At 64.0% G+C, this 21,629-nt stretch carries 19 protein-coding genes; 9 read left to right on the top strand and 10 right to left on the bottom strand.

Annotated features, from left to right (window positions below):
* Positions 1-8: 8 nt before the first annotated feature.
* Positions 9-218 (bottom strand): hypothetical protein, encoded by a 210-nt coding sequence (locus IVB23_RS05085; RefSeq protein WP_197965829.1) that lies wholly within the window; start codon positions 216-218, stop codon positions 9-11.
* Positions 219-831: 613 nt separating this feature from the next.
* On the opposite strand from IVB23_RS05085, the gene IVB23_RS05080 reads away from it, so the two are divergent.
* The 6 genes from IVB23_RS05080 to IVB23_RS05055 all read left to right on the top strand — a co-directional run bounded on the left by IVB23_RS05080 (position 832) and on the right by IVB23_RS05055 (position 9,347).
* Positions 832-2,058: a CHAT domain-containing protein gene (locus IVB23_RS05080; protein WP_061877740.1), complete on the top strand. Its 1,227-nt coding sequence runs from the start codon at positions 832-834 to the stop codon at positions 2,056-2,058.
* A gap of 13 nt (positions 2,059-2,071) precedes the next feature.
* Positions 2,072-3,691 carry a hypothetical protein gene (locus IVB23_RS05075; protein WP_247802707.1) on the top strand — a complete coding sequence of 540 codons (1,620 nt, stop codon included), beginning with the start codon at positions 2,072-2,074 and terminating at the stop codon, positions 3,689-3,691.
* An 85-nt stretch (positions 3,692-3,776) separates the two neighbouring features.
* A complete protein-coding gene (locus tag IVB23_RS05070) occupies positions 3,777-7,118 on the top strand; it encodes a CHAT domain-containing protein (protein ID WP_247802705.1) in 3,342 nt (1,113 codons plus the stop codon).
* 12 nt (positions 7,119-7,130) lie between these two features.
* The gene (locus tag IVB23_RS05065) at positions 7,131-7,334 is read left to right on the top strand and encodes a hypothetical protein (protein WP_247802703.1); all 204 of its coding nucleotides are present in this window, start codon (positions 7,131-7,133) and stop codon (positions 7,332-7,334) included.
* On the top strand, positions 7,322-7,996 hold the full coding sequence (locus tag IVB23_RS05060) for a response regulator transcription factor (RefSeq protein WP_247802702.1): 675 nt from the start codon (positions 7,322-7,324) through the stop codon (positions 7,994-7,996). Before IVB23_RS05065 ends, IVB23_RS05060 begins: the two co-directional genes overlap by 13 nt.
* A gap of 1 nt (position 7,997) precedes the next feature.
* Positions 7,998-9,347 (top strand): ATP-binding protein, encoded by a 1,350-nt coding sequence (locus tag IVB23_RS05055; protein ID WP_247802701.1) that lies wholly within the window; start codon positions 7,998-8,000, stop codon positions 9,345-9,347.
* A gap of 42 nt (positions 9,348-9,389) precedes the next feature.
* Here IVB23_RS05055 and IVB23_RS05050 read toward each other — a convergent pair whose 3' ends face one another.
* The 5 genes from IVB23_RS05050 to IVB23_RS05030 all read right to left on the bottom strand — a co-directional run bounded on the left by IVB23_RS05050 (position 9,390) and on the right by IVB23_RS05030 (position 14,285).
* Positions 9,390-11,045 carry a TRAP transporter large permease subunit gene (locus tag IVB23_RS05050; RefSeq protein WP_061877735.1) on the bottom strand — a complete coding sequence of 552 codons (1,656 nt, stop codon included), beginning with the start codon at positions 11,043-11,045 and terminating at the stop codon, positions 9,390-9,392.
* 26 nt (positions 11,046-11,071) lie between these two features.
* A complete protein-coding gene (locus IVB23_RS05045; protein ID WP_061877734.1) occupies positions 11,072-11,653 on the bottom strand; it encodes a TRAP transporter small permease subunit in 582 nt (193 codons plus the stop codon).
* Positions 11,654-11,824: 171 nt separating this feature from the next.
* Positions 11,825-12,859 (bottom strand): GTP 3',8-cyclase MoaA, encoded by a 1,035-nt coding sequence (moaA, locus tag IVB23_RS05040; RefSeq protein ID WP_197965835.1) that lies wholly within the window; start codon positions 12,857-12,859, stop codon positions 11,825-11,827.
* 108 nt (positions 12,860-12,967) lie between these two features.
* Entirely contained in the window at positions 12,968-13,438 is a 471-nt protein-coding gene (locus IVB23_RS05035; RefSeq protein WP_247802699.1) for a hypothetical protein, read from the bottom strand.
* 139 nt (positions 13,439-13,577) lie between these two features.
* Complete coding sequence (locus tag IVB23_RS05030; RefSeq protein WP_247802698.1) at positions 13,578-14,285, bottom strand: HAD family hydrolase; 708 nt, start codon at positions 14,283-14,285, stop codon at positions 13,578-13,580.
* Positions 14,286-14,440: 155 nt separating this feature from the next.
* On the opposite strand from IVB23_RS05030, the gene rpiA reads away from it, so the two are divergent.
* The 3 genes from rpiA to gor are packed head-to-tail and all read left to right on the top strand — an operon-like array spanning position 14,441 to position 17,140.
* Positions 14,441-15,160: a ribose-5-phosphate isomerase RpiA gene (rpiA, locus tag IVB23_RS05025; protein WP_247802696.1), complete on the top strand. Its 720-nt coding sequence runs from the start codon at positions 14,441-14,443 to the stop codon at positions 15,158-15,160.
* Complete coding sequence (locus tag IVB23_RS05020) at positions 15,157-15,705, top strand: DUF2059 domain-containing protein (protein WP_061877729.1); 549 nt, start codon at positions 15,157-15,159, stop codon at positions 15,703-15,705. The genes rpiA and IVB23_RS05020 overlap by 4 nt, the downstream gene beginning before the upstream one ends.
* 46 nt (positions 15,706-15,751) lie before the next feature.
* Positions 15,752-17,140 carry a glutathione-disulfide reductase gene (gor, locus tag IVB23_RS05015; RefSeq protein ID WP_061877728.1) on the top strand — a complete coding sequence of 463 codons (1,389 nt, stop codon included), beginning with the start codon at positions 15,752-15,754 and terminating at the stop codon, positions 17,138-17,140.
* A 160-nt stretch (positions 17,141-17,300) separates the two neighbouring features.
* Here the strand turns inward: gor and IVB23_RS05010 are convergent, their stop codons facing one another.
* The 4 genes from IVB23_RS05010 to IVB23_RS04995 all read right to left on the bottom strand — a co-directional run bounded on the left by IVB23_RS05010 (position 17,301) and on the right by IVB23_RS04995 (position 21,506).
* The gene (locus tag IVB23_RS05010; RefSeq protein WP_247802695.1) at positions 17,301-18,440 is read right to left on the bottom strand and encodes a glucuronate isomerase; all 1,140 of its coding nucleotides are present in this window, start codon (positions 18,438-18,440) and stop codon (positions 17,301-17,303) included.
* Positions 18,441-18,791: 351 nt separating this feature from the next.
* Complete coding sequence (locus IVB23_RS05005) at positions 18,792-18,977, bottom strand: hypothetical protein (RefSeq protein ID WP_247802693.1); 186 nt, start codon at positions 18,975-18,977, stop codon at positions 18,792-18,794.
* Positions 18,978-19,139: 162 nt separating this feature from the next.
* Positions 19,140-19,727 carry a redoxin domain-containing protein gene (locus IVB23_RS05000; RefSeq protein ID WP_247802692.1) on the bottom strand — a complete coding sequence of 196 codons (588 nt, stop codon included), beginning with the start codon at positions 19,725-19,727 and terminating at the stop codon, positions 19,140-19,142.
* Between the two features lie 30 nt (positions 19,728-19,757).
* Positions 19,758-21,506 (bottom strand): MOSC and FAD-binding oxidoreductase domain-containing protein, encoded by a 1,749-nt coding sequence (locus IVB23_RS04995; protein WP_247802690.1) that lies wholly within the window; start codon positions 21,504-21,506, stop codon positions 19,758-19,760.
* Positions 21,507-21,629 lie beyond the last annotated feature (123 nt).

The following is a 21,629-nucleotide window of genomic DNA, read 5'->3' as shown; positions in this document are numbered from 1 at the left end:
AGCCGCCGTCAGCGAACGACGCCGGCCGCGTCTTTCGTGCTTGGCATGAGCCAATCGAGTCCGAGCAGACCGGCCTCGAGGATAGCGACGGCGACAATGCCGCCGAGCCAGCCGAAAAAGATGATGGAAAAGGTGCCGAGCAGGATCGCGCAAAAGACGTCGGCGAGCACCTTGCAGATGCGGAAGTCTTGGTCTTGGCCAGAAGCGAAGTAAGGCATCGGGCTCCTCCCAGGCACTGATCCTCAGTCCTGGATTCAACCACATGCAAAAGCGTATGTTCCGCGGGTCAATTCTTCGGCTGGCCGAAATCGAGTGGCGGTGGCAGCTCGATGCCCGGGATCTCGATCTTGATCTTGTCCAGGTCCACTTTCGTGGGCGCGCCGAGCAGCCCAGCCACCGCTATCGGGAATGCAATGACAACTGCCCTGTCGGTGCTGCGCCGGCAGATGGAGCCGCTGCCGGTCCTTCACAGTGATCACCAAAGCGAGAGGTGTGAAGCGGTTCACAGTCAGGTCGAGAGAAATTCGCTAGAAATTTCCGGGAAGCTAGCGAGCTTTCCTTGATTGCGCCGACCGATGCCGTGCGGTGCGCCGCTGCGAGCAGGCAGCGCAGGCCAAGACGAAAGCCCGCCCGAACTCGGCGTGTGCGTCCTTGCCGGCAGAAAGCCGGCTGCCAAAATTTCGGGTTGCGGCCTGCACCGCTTCTCAGTTGCGGAGTGCGGGAATGCCGCGGCACGACGCCCGCCATATGCCGTATGGGCCTTGCTGGCCGCCAGGGACTTTCTTGCAAGGCGCCTTTTTGCGCTGACGGTGCGCGGCTGAGGATTGCGTCGTGGCGAAAGTCGTTTTCAATCTGACCATTGAAGATTGTGGCGAAGACCATTGCCGCATCGTTGCGGAATACAATTCGTCGAGCCGCGAGATCGAGGTCGAGAAGCTCAAGCCGAGTTTTCGCCAGAACCTGAGACCGCTGCAGGAAGCGATTCTCCAGAGCCCTGCCGCGCGCAGCGCCGAGGCCGCGCTACGCCCGCGAAGCCCGGATGCGGCCGCGGCAAATGGCGGCAATGAAGCAAGACCCGCCATCCGTGATGCCGCCGGAGCTCTGGCTTTGGGATCGGACGAGCGAATTGTCCAGGAAATCGGTTCGCAACTCTTCGACTTCATCTTTCAGCGAAAGATCCTCGAACTCTATCAGGAATGTTTCCAGGCGGCGCGAAGAGACGACGAGCCGTTCCTGATCCGCTTGCGAGTCAGCGATCCCGCGCTCGCCTACGTGCCCTGGGAAACGATGTACGACAAGAAGCACCGCTTCTATGTGACGACATCCCAGAGCACACCGTTCACGCGGGCTGTCGACGACTATGGCGAAGAACGTCGGATGAGCGCGGCAAGGCCGATACGGGTGTTGGGCATGGCGGCGAGGGTCAAGGTTCTGAACGGATTCCCCCTGGATGAGATCGAGGTCGACGCCGAGCAGGTCGCGATCAAGAGGGCGCTGAACGAACTGAACGACGGCAAGAGACTGAAGCTATCCTGGATTCCTTCGGCAAAGGCGCGCGATCTCAACCGTCGTTTCCTGAGGGGAGATGATGGCAAACGGTGGGATCTGTTTCACTTCATCGGTCACGGCGGACACGATCCGGATCGGCAGATGGGCTTCATCGTGGTGCAGGAAGAGGGCGGATCGAGCGGGACTCGGCTGTACGCCGATACGTTGAGAGTGTTCCTCACCCAGCCCGGCCAAACGCCGAGCCTCGTCGTGCTGAACTCCTGCAGCGGAGCGCAATCCGACGGTTCCCTGTTCTCGAGCACCGCTGCCGAGCTCATTCAGGGCGGCGTCCCTGCGGTGATCGCCATGCAGTTCGAGATCAGCGACAACATGGGGCTCGCGTTCGCCGATACGTTCTACACTTATCTCGCCGACAACGTCTCGATTCAGGCCGCCCTGGCGCATACGAGGGCCGAATTGAAGGCGCGCCACTTCGCCGAATGGATTTCTCCGGTTCTCTACATGCGCGGCCTCGATGGTGAAATCTTCGTGGACCGGGCTGGACCCTAGCGGATGTTCATCAATGTACGGCTTTGACCCGTCCATCGTTGCTCTCGGCCTTGGTGCGATCGCGATCTGCATCGTCAGCGCGATCGACTTTCACGCTCCCTTCGAAACCGTGGAGATCCGCTATGCCGTGATGCGCGACCGCTACTATTTCGCGGTCCTCGCCTACGTCACGATCGCCGTGGTCTTCTATGTGTTCATGGTCAGCCAAATCCGCTGGCTGACCAATCAGCTCTATCCCGGACGGGACGCCGGCCTGCTCGTTGCCGTACCGGCGACGATCGCATTCATGGTGCTGGCGCCGCACCTGCCGGTTCTATCCCGGGTGATCGGACTGCTGAGAACCATGATGCAGACGCTGGCGCGTTACCCGCAGGCCGTGGAGACCGTCATCGTGGCCATCGCGCGTTCGCCCATCCGGGTGACGGAGCGGGCAAAGCCGGAGTTGCAGCGCGAGCTCGAAGGATATGGCGTTCCCGCGAGGCTGATCGAGAAGGCGCTCAAGCAGGATGACGAAGTGCTCGCCGTCGGCGCGACGGCCATGATCATGCAGGTTGCTTCGCTTCACACCAGCTTCGTCGATCTGCGCGGCAACCCGCGCTTCGAGAAGTTCTTCCGCGCGCGGAAAGCCGCTTTTGACGAGCTGGAGCGGCAGTATCGGCGCATGCTGCGACGGTCGGCGCGGGCGCTCCTGCTGACGGAAGACATCATGGTGTCGGATGTCGACGCGCGGGAGCTGGTGCTCGAGATCTCCGATTTCATTGCGGAAGAGTGTGAGGATTTGCGGGTCGCGTACCAGCGTCGTCTGGCCGAGGCGACCTTGTCGGTCGTCGACAGGCGCGATTCCCGGACGGAGCTGATATCCAGCTTCGGGTATCAGACCGTTCTGCCCCAGCCATTGCCGTTTGCACCCCTGGTGACGATCTTCGTCCTCGACTTCGCGGTCTCTGTCGCGCCGCTGTTCTTCCTCGATCTGCCGAAGAAGTTTGCGGTTGGTTCGCTGGCCGGAGGCCTCTCGTCCCTTGCGCACGCGGTCGCGCTGACGATCTCGATCTTCTTTGCAATCTATCCGAAGGCCGCGACGAATTTCGCGCGCCCCTCGCTATACGCGTTGCCCTGGAGCTCCTACGTGGTCTTCGGGGCGTGCTCGTATCTGGCGGGCAACTTCATACTATGGTTGACTTACAACACGATTCCGATCGCTGAAGGCTGGCTGGCGAAGAATCATCCGTTTGCGGCGAGTTCGCTGTTCTCCCTGATCTTCCTGGTCAACACGCTGGTCCTGAGCATTCTTCTCGACGTGCGGCTGAGGGCGGATCGGCTGGATTATCACGAGGCGAGACTGAAGGACGGCGCGGCCCATGCGGTGGTCATGGCATCGCTGATGTTCAGCCTTCTCGTCAGCTTCGTATTGGTGACCAGAGCCTTTGGTCTGGAAATGCCGAGCATCCCGTTGTCGTGGTACGCCGGCATCGTCGCGTCCTTCGGAATTCTCGGCTTCGTGGTCGGATATCTCGTGCCCTCGACGGCGGAAGCCTACATCGAATCCAACAAGATGATCCGGAAGTCGTCGGCGCTCGATGGCAATCTGCTCGGTTGGGCCGCGCCTGCGTCGCAGTCGACTGTCAAGCCTTGACCTCGCGCTGTCGGAGCGGCGCGCGACGTGCGCCCGCGGCATGTGAAGGACGTAACGAAGAACGCATCTGCACAGGGGGAAGGACATGGCTGCAATCGAGATAGCAAACGGGATCGTGGTTCAAAGTCCCGACGATGTCGAGGTCAGGTTGGTTCAGGACAACGCTTCCCGCCGGGGATTGCGCCGAGCCTCCACCAGCCAGATGAGGGGCGCCGATGATCTCAAGAGGGCGCTGTCGGCGTCCGACTTCACGATCGCGGCCGAAGTTGAAATGGCGCCAACGCGCCCAGGTACGCGCGCCCTGCGACGGAACGCGCAGACGCCGACGCAGATCGAGGTCGAGGTCGGCCCGTCCGAACGGGCGATGGTGCTGATCGAAGGGGCAGGCGGCGTCTATGCCTGGAGCTACCCGCAGCAGGTTACCCGTCCATCGCGGCAACGCGGCGGTCGACAGGTTCTGGTGTTCCCGCTGACGGCGGAAACCAGCGGCACCCGTGGAATCTCCACGGCACGCGGCAAGCGTGGCCCGGTTCTCGACTGGGTCTCCGACAAGCTGATCGATCCGGTCCGCGCCTATGTGCTGAAGTTCGTCGCCAGAACGGCCGTCGATGCGGCGACCGACTATATCGAGGGAGACCGGGAGGAGGGGATCGTGATGATGACCGGGCTCGATCCGGCGGCATGGACCCCGTCGCGATCGGAGCGGCCGCGCTTGCCGCAAGGTCGCCCGCTCAAGATCCTGCTCATGGTGCACGGCACGTTCTCGTCGACCGCGGGTGGCTTCGCGCAGCTTGCCGGTTCCGAGAGCGGAAAGGCTTTTCTTTCGAGAGCCGACCAGTACTACGACGCCGTGCTCGGCTTCGACCACAAGACCCTGACCGCAACGCCCGGCCAGAATGCGGCCGCTCTTGTTGCGGCGTTGCAGGAACTGGGAATTCCGGAAAGGTCGTCGATCGACGCGGTCGTCCACAGCCGCGGCGGACTTGTCTATCGCGTGGTGGAAAACCGGCTTGCGGAGCAACGACCGGACATCCGGCTCGGCAAGGCCATCTTTGTCGGCTGCACGAACGCCGGAACGCATCTTGCCGAGCCCGAGAACTGGGCGGCGATGATCGATCTCTACACCAACGGGATCATGGCCGGCGTCCGTGCGGTTTCGTACCTGGCGGGCGGGGCTGCGTTGAGCCCCATCGTGGCGCAAGGGATCAAGACCGTCGGTCGCTTCGTCCAGGCGTTTTCGGAAGTCGCCATCGACGAGCAAAGAGTGCCCGGACTTGCCGCGATGCGGCCCACGAGCGATCTCGTCAGGCAGTTGAACGGGGCGGCCGGTCCTCTCGACAGGCTCGCGACCTATTATGCGATCACTTCGAATTTCGTCGCGCAGGTCGAACCCAGCAAGGGGGTGACGAAGGAGTTCGCCGAGTTCATTGCCGATCGCGTGACAAATCGCCTGTTCCAGCTCGACAACGATCTGGTGGTGGATACCTTGTCGATGACCTCGTTCGGGACCCGCGGCTCGCGCCTCGCCAGCGACGCGACCTTTGCCTTCGGCAATACGGACGACGTCTTTCACACCACTTACTTTGCGACGGATGTCGTTCCGTTGAAATTGAGTGAATGGCTGGGGGTTGGCGCAGCTCGCCTCGGCGAGCAATTTGACCTGCAGCGGACAGGATCGCGCCGGGCGACGCGGAGAGCGGCGTCTCCCTCCGAACACTCGCTGGAAGCTGTTTTGCTCTCGCCCCATCTGGAGAGCCTCGAAGCCGACTCGATGTCGGACACAACGACGCTGCGACGAGTGCCAACACGTGCGGCTCCTGCGGCTGCATCGCCCGTGCCGAGCCAGGCGTCCGTCGCAGCCGAGATGGTGCCCTTGGCACCTTCTCCTGATCCAAGAACCGCCGTCTGCTATTTTGCGGCAGAGATCGAGTCTCATCCGCCGCCCAGGAAGCCGGTCCCGCTGTTTGTCACGGTTTCGCGCGAGAGGATCCAGGCTGCGGAAACACAAACGTCCAGCGCCTCGGATACCCCGGTCAACATCGATGCGTCCCGCGCCATCGTTGTCGAAGTCATCGCGCGCAGGAACTGCCGGGTCCTCGGCGAATCCAGCGCAGAGATCGACACGCCGCGGGAACGACGGGCGGAGGCCCTGCGGTTCGTCGTGGAAGGTACCGCAGAGGGCGCAGCGGACATCCTCGTCGAAGCGCGGCAGGGCCCGCGCATTCTTGCCTCCTTCACCTTGGCTCCCGTATTCGTCGATGCAGACAGCAAGACCTTGCGCCGGAGCCAGGTCGGGCTGGCCATGGCGGCGCGCCCGAACGAGCCGGCGGTACTGAGGATCTACGAGATCGTGGAGAGCGGCAAGGTGACGCTGCGCTTCGACCTTGCCTGCGTCGATCCCAATATCGCAGTTTCGGAATCGCGCACCCTTCCCGGCGGTTTCTCCCGCGACGTCTACGTTGCGGAGATCTTCAAGGGCATCGAGACGTCCTGGCTCGCGACCAACCGGTTGTATGACCAGTTCCTGTTGCGCCTGCAGGCAAACGGAATTGTCATGGCGAACGAGTTGTTGCCGGACAAGGTCCGCGAGGCGTTGTGGACCCATCGCGAGGCGATCCGCGCGATCCAGGTCATCTCGGAGGAGCCGTTCATTCCCTGGGAGCTGCTTTACATCAATGATCGGAAGTCCGGGCAGGCCGGCAAGGGCTTCCTCGCCGAATGGGGGCTGGTCCGCTGGCTGCACAGCACGCCATGGCCCGGTCCCAAACTTGCGATGCGCAGCGATCGCGTCAACTACGTGATCCCGGCCTATCTCGATCCCGCCCTGCGGCTCGAAGGCGCTGGTGCCGAACGCGAGATGCTGGCCAAGCTGTTCGGCAAACCCCGCGAGGTCCCGGCCGACAGCATCTCGGTGACGGGCTTCCTCCAGCACAATGCAAGGGAGTGCGACGTTCTGCACTTTGCCTGCCACGGCGAAGTGGCGCAGCGGGCGGTCATGACGGCCGACCTGTTGATGACGGGGTCCACGGTGGACGGCAGCTTTGCGCAGGATTCGCTATCGGCGGATCAGGTCAAGGCTTTTGCCCGCTTCGCGGAAAGCGGACCGAGACCAACCATTTTCATTAATGCCTGCCAGACCGGGCGCTCGGGACGCGGTATCGGCGGAGGTGTCGCCGGTTTTGTCGATGCATTCCTGCGGCCGTATTCCGAACTCGGCGCGGGCGCGCTGGTCGGAGCGCTCTGGTCGGTGGACGACAAGCTCGCCTACAGTTTTGCCGAGGCGTTCTATCGCTCGCTCAAGGACGGAAACGTGCTGGTGGAAGCCGTCCGAACGGCGCGCGAGGCAGCCAAAAGCCGGAGGGAACTGACCTGGCTTGCCTATTCCGTGTACGGCAATCCGTTTGCGCGCGTCGAAGGCGACGCTTAGATCGAGCCGGGAGTGGTCGATCCAGCGGCCGGATGCCGGCCCGCCGTTCCAGGCGTCGTGAGGGCGGGTTCGATCGGCTTACACGAGCCTGACATCGGGGCGCTCGGCTCACCGCGCATTTTTTCGCTGGCCCAGCCGTCCGGAATGCTGGAAAAGAGCGGCGAAGATTTCGGCGCGAGCCGTGCGGTGACACCGGAATATCGATGCGCCTTCTGATCGTAGAGGACAATGCCGAGCTGTCGCGGCTCGTTGCTGGCGGGCTGGCCGCGGCCGGCTATGAGAGCGACATCGTCGGCAGCGCGGCCGAGGCGCGCGAGGCGGTGAGCAGCGTCAGCTATGCCGCGATGATCCTCGACCTCGGACTGCCCGACGACGACGGCCTGTCAATGCTGCGCGAGTTGCGCCGGCAGATGGAGCCGCTGCCGGTCCTGGTGCTGACAGCCCGCGGCGGCTTGCAGGACCGCGTGACCGGCCTGCGCAGCGGCGCCGACGACTATCTCGCAAAGCCGTTTGCGATGGAGGAGCTGGTGGCGCGGCTGGAGGCCATCCTGCGCCGGCCCGGCCAGCTGCTCGGCCGCTCGCTCAGCCTCGCCAACCTCGTCTATGACACCGAGAGCCGGCAGATCTTCATCGACGACCAGCCGCGCATCATCTCCGCGCGCGAGAGCTCGGTGCTCGAGATCCTGCTGCGCCGGCAGGGGCGGGTGGTGCCGAAGAAGAACGTCGAGGACCACATCTTTGGGCTCGAAGGCGAAGTCGCCTCCAACGCGGTAGAAGTCTATGTCTCGCGGCTGCGCAAGCAGCTGGCTGAACACGGCGCCAGGGTTGTGATCCATACCATCCGCGGCGTCGGCTACCTCATGACCGAGGAGAAATAGCGTGCCCGAGGTGGGGCATGCCAGATCGCTCACGTTCAAATCGCTGATCTCGCGCATCGTGTTCCTGCACATCGTCGCGGTCGCGGTGGTCGCGATCTTCCTGCCGCTGGTGCTGTTCTGGCTGCTCAATTCCGAGATCGCGCAGCTGCATCGCGATGCCATGCGCGCGCAGGCCGAGGTGCTGGCGGGGCACATCGTCACGCAGCCGGATGGCACGTTGAGCTTCAACCTCCCCGACAGCCTGAAGGGCCTCTATTCGGACGCTTACGGCCGCTACCAGTTCGACATCCGCGATGCCGACGGCCGGCTGCTGTTCTCCTCACACCGTCGCTCAGCCGCTGCGGCGCAATCACGTTTCCCGGAAACCATCTCCGGTGCGGGCGTCACCCGGCATATTGGCGGCAAGACGGTGCGCATCCAGGTCGCCGAGGACCTCGCGCACCGCGACGTCATCACCGACGACATCGTCTCGAACTTCTTCCGGCGGGTGGGTTGGATCACCATTCCGATCCTTCTGGTGCTGCTTGCCACCGACATCATCATCTTCCGCCGCGCGATTGCGCCGCTGTGGAGGGCCTCGGAGGAGGCCAGCAATATCGGTCCGGCGCGTACCGATATCCGCCTGCCGACGGCGCAGATCCCGCGCGAGATCATGCCGCTGGTCACCGCCGTGAACCAGGCGCTCGATCGCCTCGAGGGCGGCTTTCGCGTGCAGCGGCAGTTCACAGCGGACGCCGCGCATCAGCTGCGCACGCCGCTCGCGATCCTGCGCACCCGGATCGAGACGCTCGACGACCGCGCGGCACGGCAGGCGCTGCTTGCCGACATCGAGGCCATGAGCCGCCTCGTCGCGCAGTTGCTGGAGATCGCCGAGCTCGACACATTGGTGCTCGATCCCGGGGAGACCGCGGATGTGCGCGCGGTCTGCGCCGAGGTGGTCGGTTCGATCGCCCCGTTCGCGATCGCGCAGCACAAGGACATCGCTCTGAAGGGGACCGACGCGCCGGTCAGGATCCACGGTAACTCAGAGATGCTTCAGCGTGCGATCTTCAACCTCGCCGAAAACGCCATCAAATTCACCGCGAAGGACACCTGCGTCGAGGTCGAGGTGCGCGACGACGGTTCGGTGCGCGTGCGCGATTGCGGCCCGGGCATCGCGGAAGCCGAGCGCGAGCTGATCTTCCAGCGCTTCTGGCGCGCCGACCGCAGGCGCAGCGACGGCGCAGGCCTGGGACTCTCGATCGTGCGCGCGGTGGCGGACGACCACGCGGCCACGGTTGCGGTGGCAAACCTCCCCGGCGGCGGCGCGGAGTTCACGCTGCGGTTTCGGCCGGCGGAGAAGGCGGCGTGATCATCCTCCAGGGAAGGGGAAGAGGCGGCCCGCCATCCTTTGCTACTTCTGCGGCGGGCCGAGATCCAGCGGCGGCAGCTCGATTTGCGGTACCTCGATCTTGATCGTGTTGGGATCGATGTTCGACTGTACGCCCTTGTAGTGCATCACCATCGCGGGGAAGGCGATGACGAGACCGACCATGATGATCTGGATGACGACGAATGGGACCGCGCCCCAATAGATCTGGCCCGTGGTGACAGGGTCCATCCGCTTGCCGGTGAGGCGATCGGTGTATCGCTCCTTCGGCGCGACCGATCGCAGATAGAACAGCGCGAAGCCGAACGGCGGATGCATGAACGAGGTTTGCATGTTGACGCCGAGAATGACGCCGAACCAGATCAGGTCGATGCCGAGGTGCTCGGCGGCAGGTCCGAGCAGCGGGATCACGATGAAGGCCAGCTCGAAGAAGTCGAGGAAGAAGGCCAGCACGAAGACAAGCGCGTTGACGAAGATCAGGAAGCCGACCTGGCCGCCGGGCAGGGAGGTCAAGAGATGCTCGACCCAGACGTGGCCGTTGACGCCGTAGAATGTCAGCGAGAACACGCGGGCGCCGACCAGGATGAACACGACGAACGCCGACAGCTTGGCGGTCGATTCCGTGGCTTGCCGGATCAGGTCCCAGCTCAGCCGCCGCTTCGCGGCGCCGAGGAGGAGGGCGCCGGCGGCACCCATCGCGCCGCCCTCGGTCGGAGTCGCGATACCGATGAAGATCGTGCCCAGCACCAGGAAGATCAGGAACAGCGGCGGCACCATGACGAAGGTGGTCTGCTGCGCCATCTTCGAGAGGAAACGGAAACCGGTCAGCTTGTCGATCAGCCAGTTCACCACGGCGACAGCGAACGCGAAGACGATACCGTAGAACATGCTGAGCACGACGTAATCGGCGCCATGCGTCTCGGAATTGCGCATCATGAACCATCCGAACACGCAGCTCGCGAGGAACAGCATGCCGAGCGAGACCAGACCGCGGCCGCCGTCATCCTCGCGGAAGCCGATGGCCTCCTTCGGCAGGCCCGGCGCGGCCTTCGGGAAGATCATGCTGACCAGGAAGGCGTAGAGGGCGTAGAGGCCGGCGAGCACGAGGCCCGGAATGAAGGCGCCTTCGTACATGTCGCCGACCGACTTGCCGAGCTGGTCGGCCATGACGATCAGGACGAGCGAGGGCGGAATGATCTGGGCCAGCGTGCCGGATGCGGCGATGACGCCGGATGCCACGCGGCGGTCGTAGCCGTAGCGCAGCATGATCGGCAGCGAGATCAGACCCATCGAGATCACGGACGCCGCGACTACGCCCGTCGTCGCCGCGAGCAGCGCGCCGACGAAGATCACCGCATAGGCAAGGCCGCCGCGGATGGTACCGAACAATTGGCCGATGGTGTCGAGCAGGTCCTCGGCCATGCCCGAGCGCTCCAGCACCAGTCCCATGAAGGTGAAGAACGGGATGGCGAGCAGCGTATCGTTGTTCATCACGCCGTAGACCCGCTCCGGGAGGGCCTGGAGGAAGTCGGGATGGAACTGGCCGAGCTCGACGCCAATGACGGCGAAGAACAGGCCGACGGCGCCGAGCGAGAATGCCGCGGGATAGCCGAGCAGCAGCACGACGACCAGCGACACGAACATGATGGGCGCCATATTGGCGATGATGAATGCGGTCATGATTTCCCCTAAACCGTCGCCAACCGCTACTTCTTCTCGATCGCTTCGACGAGATGCTCGACTTCCGCCTCGAGCGCCGACACCTGGGATTCATGCGGATCGGGGATCAGCCCGCGCATGACCGCAATTCGCTTGATCAGTTCGGAGATGCCTTGGACGAGGAGGAAAGCGAACCCGATCATGATCAGGGATTTGGTCGGCCATTGCGGCAGCCCGCCGGCATTGCCGGACTGCTCGCTGATGTGGAAGGAGCGCTGGAAGAACGGCACTCCGGTGATGATCATCACGATGCACAGCGGAATGAGGAAGAACAGGTGACCGACCACGTCGATCACGTTGCGAGCCTTCTTCGGCAGCGCGTTGTTCACGATGTCGATGCGAATGTGCTCGTTGTCGAGCAGCGTCCAGGGCGAGCAGAGCAGGAAGACGATGCTGAACAGCACCCATTGCAGCTCGAGCCATGAATTCGAGGACGTATCGAACGTCTTGCGGATGATTGCATTGACCGCCGAGATGATCACGGCGAGCACGATCAGCCACGCGAGACGTTTGCCCGTCCAGCGTGTGAACGCGTCGATCCCCTGGCTCAACTTAAGGAGCGCTTGCAACGATAGGTCCTCCCCCGATTTCACCCCAGCCGTCTTGATTACGCCGACGCGGCGCGCGGCTTGTCTCGCCGCAACGGCTTGAGGCAGCAGGCACCAAACCAGCGGGCGTGCCGGCAGTCAATTGGAAGTTTGTTGGTAGTTAAGGGGAATAAGGCCCGTAATCCGACGGTATCAGCCGCCGGTGACGCTCATGTGCCTGGACACGCTGGGGCGGTCGTGGCGGCGGTCGATGATGAAATCGTGCCCCTTGGGCTTCAGCCCGATGGCGCGGTCGATCGCATCCGCAAGCAGCAGGTCATCGCTCGATGCACGCAGAGGTTTGCGCAGATCGGAGGCGTCCTCGTGGCCGAGGCAGGTGTGCAGCGTCCCCGTGCAGGTGATGCGCACCCGGTTGCAGGATTCGCAGAAATTATGGGTCATCGGCGTGATGAAGCCGAGCTTGCCGCCGGTTTCGGCGACGCTGACATAGCGGGCCGGACCGCCGGTGCTCTCTAGCAGATCCGTCAGCGTGAATTGCTGGGCGAGGCGCGCGCGCACCAGCGATAGCGGCAGATACTGGTCGATCCGTCCCGATCCGATCTCGCCCATCGGCATGACCTCGATCAGCGTCAGGCCCATGCCCTTGCCGTGGGCCCAGCGCATCAGTTCGGGCAGTTCGTCCTCGTTGAGGTTCTTCAGGGCGACGGCGTTGATCTTCACCGCAAGCCCTGCGGCGCGCGCGGCCTCGATCCCCTCGAGCACCTTGTCGATCTCGCCCCAGCGCGTGATCTCGCGAAACTTCCTGGGGTCGAGCGTGTCGAGGGAGACGTTGATGCGGCGGACGCCGCAATCGGCGAGCTCGCGCGCGTGCTTTGCAAGCTGGGTGCCGTTGGTGGTCAGCGTCAGCTCGTTCAGTGCGCCGGTCGAAAGATGCCGCGACAGCGAGCGCACCAGCGTCATCACGTTGCGGCGGACCAGCGGCTCGCCGCCGGTGAGCCGCAGCTTCTTCACGCCCTTGGCGATGAAGGCCGTGCAGAGCCGGTCGAGTTCCTCCAGCGTCAGGAGGTCCGCCTTGGGCAGGAACGTCATGTCTTCCGACATGCAGTAGAAGCAGCGCAGATCGCAGCGGTCGGTGACCGAGACACGCAGATAGCTGATGGTCCGCCCGAACGGATCGGTCATCGCGCCCGACAGCGCGGCACGGGGGCTCGCAGAAAGTCCGTTCATACCAAATGCCTTGTCACTTACGGCGACGGGCGCACCTTTGCTTCAGCGGTGCCGAGAAAGCAATCTAAGCATCGGACGCGGCTAGGACAATCCGGTGCTACAGGCAGATCAGCGCTTGTCCGCATTCGGATCGGGGAACGGCGAGGCCGCCGCGGGCGCCGCATCGGCCGGTGCTGCGGCAGGCGCGGCTGGTTTGGGCTTTTTCGGCCGGTGCGGCTTGCGGACCGGTTTCGACGGCACCGCCGGCTGGAGTTCCGCAAACACCGGATTCGGATCGGTGGTGACGGAGGCGGGTGTGGTGAAATCGCCGGGATTCTTGACCAGGTTCACCGGGACGCTCGCCGGCTGATACTTGGGCAGGGCGAAAGCGACCGTGAAAGGCGCATCGGGCGCGGGAACCGAGACCGAGCAGGGGGTTTTGCAGGCCTGACCGAGTGAGGTGGTGGCGTCAGCACCGGCCGGATTGGATTCGAGCCTGACCTGGACGGTCGGCGGCGCCGATTTGAACATGTCCCAAGACATCGAGGAGCAGCCACCCAAGCTCGCCCCTGCTAACGCAATCGCGATGACACGACGCATGAACCATCCACTTCCTATTGCGACAAACCGCCACATCCCCGGGGCGACCTTAGGAGTGTCGTTTGGGGCAGGCAATTGGCGCGCTGTGCATAGGTAGTTGATGGTTAACGCAGGGCGTCGCGAGAATAATCTAGTTGTATCAGCCGGTTGCGACCGGTGAAGCCGTCATCAGGCTGATGGCGGCCGCCGGCAGATCGCGCATGTGATGGATCAGCCGGTCCGGCTTCAATTCGGCGATCGGCACGTCGGTGTAGCCGAAGCTGACCCCGATCACGGGCACTCCGGCGCGCCGGGCGACCCCGACGTCGGTGCCGGCATCGCCGACCATGATGCTGGCCTTCACGTCTCCGCCGGCCCGGGCCACGGTCTCGCGGAAAATGGTCGGATCGGGCTTCTGGACACCAAAAGTGTCCGCCCCGCAGATCGCCGCGAAACGGCGGCTGAGGTCGAGCTGGTCGAGCAGCCGCTTCGACAGCCATTCCAGCTTGTTGGTGCAGACCGCGAGGCGATGGCCTCGCGCCGCGAACTGGTCGAGTGCGGCCTCGAGCCCCTCAAAGGGGCGGGATTCGACCGCGATATGGTCGGCGTAATAGGCAATGAAATCCGCGGTCATCCGGTCCATGTCTTTGGGAGTGACGGTGCGGCCCTCGGCCTCCAGCCCGCGCTCGATCAGCTTGCGGGCGCCGGCGCCGATCATGTTGCGGGCGGAGGCCATCGGCACGGGCGGCAGGCCTTCGCGGTCGAGCACGTAGTTCAGCGCGGTGATCAGGTCGGGCGCCGTATCCACAAGCGTGCCGTCGAGATCGAAGACGATGGTGTGAGGGCAAGTCTCTTTGAAGGAGGTCATGGTCCAAGCGCTACCGGCCCGGTCGCATCCGCGCAAGGGGCGGGCCCATAAGATCACCTTATAGGCCTGTTCCCGCGAGGAAAACGAGGCTACATAGGCCGCCGAAAGCGGCCGCGATCGGCGGCTCATCCTCCGAATCCAGGGCGGGCGCACACGTGAACATGGACCAGTTGAAGCGGCAGGCTGCTGCGCGCGCCCTCGAGGAGGTGCGCGACGGCATGCAGCTCGGGCTCGGCACCGGCTCGACGGCCAAACATTTCGTCGAGCTGCTCGGCGAGCGCGTCGCCGCCGGGCTCAAGGTGATCGGCGTACCGACCTCCGAAGCCACGCGCGCTGATGCGGAACGTTGCGGCGTGCCGCTGACGACATTGGATGAGATCGACCATCTCGACATCACCGTTGACGGCGCCGACGAGATCGATCCCGACCTCAATCTGATCAAGGGCGGCGGCGGTGCGCTGCTGCGCGAGAAGATCGTGGCGGCCGCCTCGGATCGCATGATCGTGATTGCGGACGACACCAAATGGGTGCCGACGCTCGGCAAGTTTCCGCTGCCGGTCGAGGTTATCCCGTTCGGGCTCGGAGCGACGCGCCGCGCGATCGAAAAGGCATTTGCCGAATGCGGCGTTTCCGGGCAAATGGCGGTCCGCAAGGACAAGGGCGGCCACGTTTTCGTCACCGATGGCGGCCACTGGATCGTCGATGCCCAGCTCGGAAGTATTGTGAATCCCCCCGGTCTCGCCAAGGCGTTGAGCGCCATCCCCGGGGTGGTCGAGCACGGTTTGTTCATCGGCTTGGCCAGCTCGGCCGTTCTGGCGGGCGGCGAAGGTATTCGCGTGATTGAACGGCGCAAGCCGAAAGGAGACCAGGAATGAAGGACGTGTTGAAATTCTTGCCGGCCGCGACTCTCGCTGTGGGACTGGCCCTGTCGGCCGCCCCGGCCATGGCGCAGCAGCCGGCGCCAGCCCCCAAGGCCGCCGCGGCACCGGCTCAGCCGAAATCCTCGCCGGCGGCTATCGCAGCGGCGAAGGAGATCCTGCAGATCAAGAACGCCACGGCGATGTATCAGGGCGCCGTGCCCGGCCTCGTCGAGAAGACCAAGATCGCGCTGACGCAGCAGAACCTCAACTACCAGAAGGACCTCAACGAGGTCGCGCCGATCGTGGCCCAGCAGCTCGCCGGCCGCCAGAACGAGATCGGCGAAGGCATGGCCCAGATCTATGCCAGCGAGTTCACCGAGCAGGAGCTGAAGGATCTCGTCACCTTCTACAAGTCGCCGCTGGGCAAGAAGCTGATCGAGGCCGAGCCGCGCGCCATCGGGCTCAGCATGGCCTTCATGAACTCCTGGGCCCAGAACTTCGCCGACACCGTGATGGGCGCCTTCCGCGCCGAGATGCGCAAGCGTGGCAAGGAGATCTGATCGATCCTATTTGATCAGAGATTGTTGAAAGAGGTCGGAGTGGACCATGGCTGAATTCGACGTCGACCTCTTCGTCATCGGTGGTGGTTCGGGCGGCGTGCGTGCCGCCCGGATCGCAGCCGCGCACGGCGCCCGCGTGATGATCGCGGAAGAGTATCGCATGGGCGGCACCTGCGTGATCCGCGGCTGCGTGCCGAAGAAGCTGTTCGTGATCGGCTCGCATTTTCGTCAGGACATCGAGGACGCCGCGGGTTTCGGCTGGACCGTTCCGCCGGCCGGCTTCGACTGGCCGACGCTGATCGCCAACAAGGACAAGGAGATCGCGCGGCTGGAGGCGGCCTATACGACGAACGTCGAGAAGTCGGGCGCGCAGATCGTCAAGAGCCGCGCGGTGATCGAGGACAAGCACACCGTCCGCCTGCTTGAGAACGACAGGAAGATCACCGCAAAATACATCCTGATCGCTACCGGCGGCGCGCCCAACCATGGCGCCGCGATTCCCGGCATCGAGCACGTGATCTCCTCCAACGAGGCGTTCCACCTGAAGGAGCTGCCGAAGCGGATCGTGATCCAGGGCGGCGGCTACATCGCGCTGGAATTCGCCGGCATCTTCGCCGGCTTCGGCTCCGACGTCACCGTGATCTATCGCGGCGACAACATCCTTCGCGGTTTTGACGAGGATGTCCGGACCCATGTCCGCGGCGAGATGGAGAAGCAGGGCATCACCATTCTCACCGGCTGCACGGTGACCAAGGTCGATCGCCATGGCGAGAGCTTCACCACCCATCTGTCGAACGGATCGAGCATCGGCTCCGACCAGGTGATGTTCGCCATCGGCCGCCATCCCAACGTCGCCAATCTCGGGCTGGAGAAGGCCGGCGTCGCCATCAACCCGAACAATGGCGGCATCGCCGTCGACCATTTCTCCAGGAGCTCGGTCGACAGCATCTATGCGATCGGCGACGTCACCCACCGCTTCAACCTGACGCCGGTCGCGATCCGCGAGGGCCATGCCTTCGCCGACACCGTGTTCGGCAAGCGCGAGGTTAGGGTCGATCACGCCAACATCCCGACCGCCGTGTTCTCGCAGCCGGAGGTCGGCACGGTTGGCTTGACGGAAACCGAGGCGCGCGCGCAATTCAACCACGTCGACATCTACAAGACGACGTTCCGGCCCATCAAGGCGACGATGTCGGGCCGCGATACCCGCGTGCTGATGAAGCTCGTCGTCGATGGCGCGACTGATCGCGTGCTCGGCTGCCACATCGTCGGCGATGCCGCCGCCGAGATCACGCAAGCCGTCGCGATCGCGGTGAAGATGAAGGCGACCAAAGCGGATTTCGACGCGACCATCGCGCTGCATCCGACCGCGGCCGAAGAGCTCGTCACGATGCGCACCCCGACCGCACGCCACGTGCGTCAGGCGGCGGAGTAGGGGGAGGTTGCCGGACGAGCCGGGCCTGCATGGTTCGAGACGCCCGCTGTGGCGGGCTCCTCACCATGAGGGTCTAAGATTTCGCCACAAAACACGACCTCATCCTGAGGGCCCGCCGCAGGCGGGCGTCTCGAAGGATGGCCGCAAACGAGATATGCGCCTACCCGTACAGATACCCGACCGGCTTGCCTTCGGTGCGCAGGGGGCGGACGTCCTTGTGGGTGATGATCTGACCGGCGAGGCCGTCGATCTCGTCACGCTGCGTCGGCGTCCAGCTGCGCAGCTCGTTCATGCCCTTGAGCAGGCCGAGCCGCAGCACCTGGGTGTTTTCGCCGACAGCCGTGAGGCTGACGGAATCCCTGCCCGCCGTCACCACGTCGCCGGCTGACAGCTCGAAGCTCTCGCCGGTCTTTCTCTTGAACTCGGCCGTGCCGCGAATGACGCGATAGATCACCACCTCACCCTTCGCAAAACAGGTCGCGTCCGCCGCGGCAGACGTGCTCTTCGGCAAGAGTGCGTGGCCACGCGGGTCGGTCGCGATGATGTGGCCCGTGACGAGATGCCCGCTCGGAATCTCGATGCCGATATCGCGCACGTAAACCGGCATCGCCGATCTGACAGAACCGTCGGTGAGCGGCTTGAACAGTGCGTCGAGCGCCAGGGGATCCTGAAGCCAGAAGCCGGCATCGGCCGGGCGGTCATGCAGCGGATGGCTCCAGGCCACGCGCGGCGTTTCGTCCTCATTGATCTGATCCGGGCCGACAACGGTCGGATTCGGAAACGTCGTGGGATCGGTGATGAAGGCTTCGAGGAATTTGCCGGAATAGCCCATCGAGATCGGATCGGGCACCACCGTCTGCGGCGTCTTCAAATTCTCTTCGGTCGACAGGCCCGACCAGGTGTAGAACAGCTGGCGATGCACGATCGCGCTTTGCAGCATCACCGCGCCCGGGCCGACATTGTACCAGCGTCCGTCATAGTCGAAGGTGAACGCGCCAGAAGTGACCAGCACGAGCTGAAAGCCGCCCGGCGGAAGATGAAGATGGAAATCGGTGGGCCCGGTGTCGGGCCGGTAGATCGGCAGATTGGTCGCGACCTCGTGCAGCAGGAAGGTCTCGTTGTTGGCGTGAAAGCCTTCATTGGCGCGGTTGTAGAGGGCCTGCGGCCGGTACGTCGCCTCGAATTTCGCATCCCGGTCGCGATCGATCGCCACGAAGTCCTGGTCGTTGAGACGCAGCCGCGCGCCGTTCGGATGGGTAAGACCGGTGAATTTGAGATCTCCGGCAGCATGCACGTTCATGGCATTCTCCGATCTGGGGCCGTCCATCCCGGAGCTGGGCGCACGCAACTTTCCGCTCTCTATCGTGGGCGGGCAGGGAATTGGGCCAAAGGCTGTCTTGCGAATTTCGGGCCATTCGGCGGGCGGTGCGCGCGCAGGCTCGCCGTCCGCGGGCGGCGCGCCAGAAAAGCGAGATTGCACTGAAGGTTAGACAGCGGGTTCGCCAACCTGCCTGACCTCTCCGCGCAGGTCCGCAAGTTCGGTGGAGCGACCTGTCTTGTCTAATTTGTCGGCAGGTCCTGCAGGCGCATGCAGCCGTGCAGCTCGCGGCGACAACAGGCAAATGCCCGGCGGCTCAGTGTCTCAAGCCGTTCATTCGAACGACTGACGGACGCTCCGCTCGGGCTTGCCGAACGGGCTATCCGCCCACTTCGCCATGTCCAGAGCGCGGGCGTCGAGGCCTTCGCACCAGAGACAGCTCGGTTCCACGCGGCCTTTGGCCGTCAGAATCGGGACGAGGGCATGGCCGCAGCCGGTGCAGGATGTGATGCGGTTCATACGCTCCTCCGCGATCGTCGAATTCAGGAATGGCATTTTCGTTGCCGAAGCTTGCGCGGGCGCTATGACGGCAGGGAAGCGCTGCGCTCGACGGATGCGCTGGTCCCGGAGGAGGTATTCCTCCTGGGTGCGAACGAATAGTCCGCGCCCTTGCGCATCCGGTCAGCCGAGAGTCTCGACGTAAGCCTTGCCGTAGGGATAGAAATGTTCCTTGCGGCCCTGGTCCCAGAGCGCTTTGAGTCCGGGCGCGGTGATGTCCCAATCCGGCCGGCACTTCATACTGACCGCCCTGAGGTCCTGGCGCAGTTCTTCGACTGTCGGACGTCCGAAGAACCAGTAACCGTTATAGATCTTGTGAATGACGAGGCGGGGCTCCAGCACGACGACATGCGGGATCATCGGATTGTGGACGGGATCGGTGTATTCGGCGATGTCGAGGTCCTTCTGTACGATCCGCCGCGGGTCGGAGAGGAAGGGCCAGTGCGCGCCCGCGCCGCTGCGATATTCATTGGTCTGGGTGATATTGTCGGTGGTGATCGTGACCAGCCGGCAATAGCCGACCTCCATTTCCCGATGGAGCTGAACGAGCCCTTCGGTCTGGCGGCGATCCTTCGGGCAGAATCCACCTCGGCCGAGGACGACGATCATGGGATCGTCTCCCTGCAACTCGGAGAGCTTGCGGTGCTTGGCGGTGTGGTCGCTGAGCTCATAATCCGGGAAGGTCGCTCCCGGCACCATGTCAGTCCGCATCGAACCCTCCCGTGTTCATCGCTGATTACCCTACAGATCGATCACGATATCGCCTTGCGGGCGCGAGCAGCAGATCAGAATATTTCCGTCCGCCGGCGGATCAAGCGGATCTGGCCCGTAGCTGACCTCTCCGGCCACGAGCCCGCTCTCGCAATTGTGGCAAACCCCCGTCCGGCATGACCAGCGCACGGGGACGTCGCACGCCTCGGCGAGCTCGAGTAAGCTCGCATAGGATGGCCCCCAGCAGACATTGAGACCGCTGCGGGCGAACGACACCATCGGGCCCGGGCCTGATGCTCCGGCTGGCCTGTGCGCGGGTATCTTCGACCCGGCAGCGATACCCGGTGTCAGCGAAGGCTTGCCGCCGAACAGCTCGGTGTGGATGCGATCGGGTGCAACGCCCAATGCGGCGAGGCCGGCCGCGAGATCGCTCATGAAAGCCGCCGGTCCGCAGAGATAGAAATCGCCCTCGGACGGCACGTCGAGCATCTGGAGCAGGCGCTGATCCACATGGCCTGAGCTGTCGAAGTCGATCCCTCGACGGTCAGCCGGATCTGGTGCGCTGAAGCAGACATGGCTGTGATGGTGAGCCAGCCCGGCAAGCAGCGCGCGCGCCTCGGCGGCGAAGGGATGTTCGCGGCCGTTGCGTGTGCCGTGCAGCCACCAGACCTCGCGCCTCGTGCCTTGCGCGGCAAGCGTGTGCAGCATCGCGAGCACCGGCGTCACGCCGATGCCAGCGCTGAGCAGGACGACGGTCCCCGTATCCGGCCGCAGCGTAAAACTGCCGCGTGGCGCGCCAAGCTGCACGACGTCGCCGGTTTGAAGTTCATCGGCGATATAGCTGCTCGCTGCACCATGCGCTTCCCGCTTGACGCTGATGCGATAGGCCGCGGACTCGGTGTGGCTGGACAGCGAATAGCTGCGCGTTATCGCAGATGATCCTAGTCGCACGACGACGAATTGGCCGGGCAGGGCGGTGGCCACGGGCTGCCCATCCGCGGGTTCGAGGATCAGCGACGTCACGTTGCTGCTCTCGGCGATCTTGTGTGAGACGCGAAACGGGCGGAAGCCGCGCCAGGCCGGAGGAGGGCTCGCCGCCGGGCCGAGCCCGGCGTTACCTGCCGTATCGTCCTTGCTTTGCTGTTCGAGGAGAGCTTCGAAGGAACGACGCCAGCCGAGGCTCAGCGCCGGAATTTTCAGCGCGCGCTCCAGGCGCCCGGGCGGATGAGGAGGCAAGTAAAGCAGTGCGTTGATTTCGAACACGCTCATACTTTCAGGGCCGCTGCCGACTTGCGTGATCTCGTCGCCGACCTCGACGTCACCTTCCTCGATCACACGAAAATAGAAGCCGGGCCGGCCGTGCCTCACAAGCAGTGCGGGCATGTCAGGTTCGTCCATGCGAATGCCGAGCCGGTAACAGGTGACGCGCGGCTGCGTGACTTCGAACAGGGCCGAGCCGATCCTGTAGCGATCGCCGATGCAAACCTCGGTGTCAGCGAGGCCTTCGACGGTGAAGTTCTCGCCGAATTGACCATGGACGAGGTTCGATCGGCCTAGATGGCCCTGCCAATAGCGATAGGACTCGTCCTGGTAGACGAAGACGGCGCGATGCTCGCCGCCGTGACCCGCCGTGTCGCCCTGGCCGTCGCCGTCGATGTTGAGCCGGCGAGCCCTGCGCGGGCCTGTGACGGGAGTCTTCCAGATACCGGTATGGACGGTCCTGCCTTGCCAGGCGATGTCGCGCGGCAAGCCGACATTGAGTGAGAGCAGACGAGCCATGGACCTTCCTCGGCCAAAACCACCGTGCCTGCGCAATTTGGCGAATTCCAGATTGCGACGCCCCTCAATCTGCACCCAGATCGTGGTTTTGGCCCGTTAGGGGTTGTTAGACGTTGCGAGAGT

The organism is Bradyrhizobium sp. 191 (assembly GCF_023100985.1).
Lineage (GTDB): Bacteria > Pseudomonadota > Alphaproteobacteria > Rhizobiales > Xanthobacteraceae > Bradyrhizobium > Bradyrhizobium diversitatis.
The sequence above is the reverse complement of the archived record's forward strand: the minus strand, read 5'-3'. Positions and strand labels throughout refer to the sequence as shown.

Excerpts from the sequence above, each read along its gene's own strand:
- gor (WP_061877728.1), top strand. The coding sequence starts at position 15,752 with ATGGCTGAATTCGACGTCGACCTCTTCGTCATCGGTGGTGGTTCGGGC.
- IVB23_RS05010 (WP_247802695.1), bottom strand. The coding sequence starts at position 18,440 with ATGAACGTGCATGCTGCCGGAGATCTCAAATTCACCGGTCTTACCCAT.
- IVB23_RS05020 (WP_061877729.1), top strand. The coding sequence starts at position 15,157 with ATGAAGGACGTGTTGAAATTCTTGCCGGCCGCGACTCTCGCTGTGGGA.
- IVB23_RS05085 (WP_197965829.1), bottom strand. The coding sequence starts at position 218 with ATGCCTTACTTCGCTTCTGGCCAAGACCAAGACTTCCGCATCTGCAAG.
- IVB23_RS05035 (WP_247802699.1), bottom strand. The coding sequence starts at position 13,438 with ATGCGTCGTGTCATCGCGATTGCGTTAGCAGGGGCGAGCTTGGGTGGC.
- IVB23_RS05075 (WP_247802707.1), top strand. The coding sequence starts at position 2,072 with ATGTACGGCTTTGACCCGTCCATCGTTGCTCTCGGCCTTGGTGCGATC.
- IVB23_RS05030 (WP_247802698.1), bottom strand. The coding sequence starts at position 14,285 with ATGACCTCCTTCAAAGAGACTTGCCCTCACACCATCGTCTTCGATCTC.
- moaA (WP_197965835.1), bottom strand. The coding sequence starts at position 12,859 with ATGAACGGACTTTCTGCGAGCCCCCGTGCCGCGCTGTCGGGCGCGATG.
- IVB23_RS05050 (WP_061877735.1), bottom strand. The coding sequence starts at position 11,045 with ATGACCGCATTCATCATCGCCAATATGGCGCCCATCATGTTCGTGTCG.
- IVB23_RS05000 (WP_247802692.1), bottom strand. The coding sequence starts at position 19,727 with ATGCGGACTGACATGGTGCCGGGAGCGACCTTCCCGGATTATGAGCTC.
- IVB23_RS05060 (WP_247802702.1), top strand. The coding sequence starts at position 7,322 with ATGCGCCTTCTGATCGTAGAGGACAATGCCGAGCTGTCGCGGCTCGTT.
- IVB23_RS05070 (WP_247802705.1), top strand. The coding sequence starts at position 3,777 with ATGGCTGCAATCGAGATAGCAAACGGGATCGTGGTTCAAAGTCCCGAC.
- IVB23_RS05005 (WP_247802693.1), bottom strand. The coding sequence starts at position 18,977 with ATGAACCGCATCACATCCTGCACCGGCTGCGGCCATGCCCTCGTCCCG.
- IVB23_RS04995 (WP_247802690.1), bottom strand. The coding sequence starts at position 21,506 with ATGGCTCGTCTGCTCTCACTCAATGTCGGCTTGCCGCGCGACATCGCC.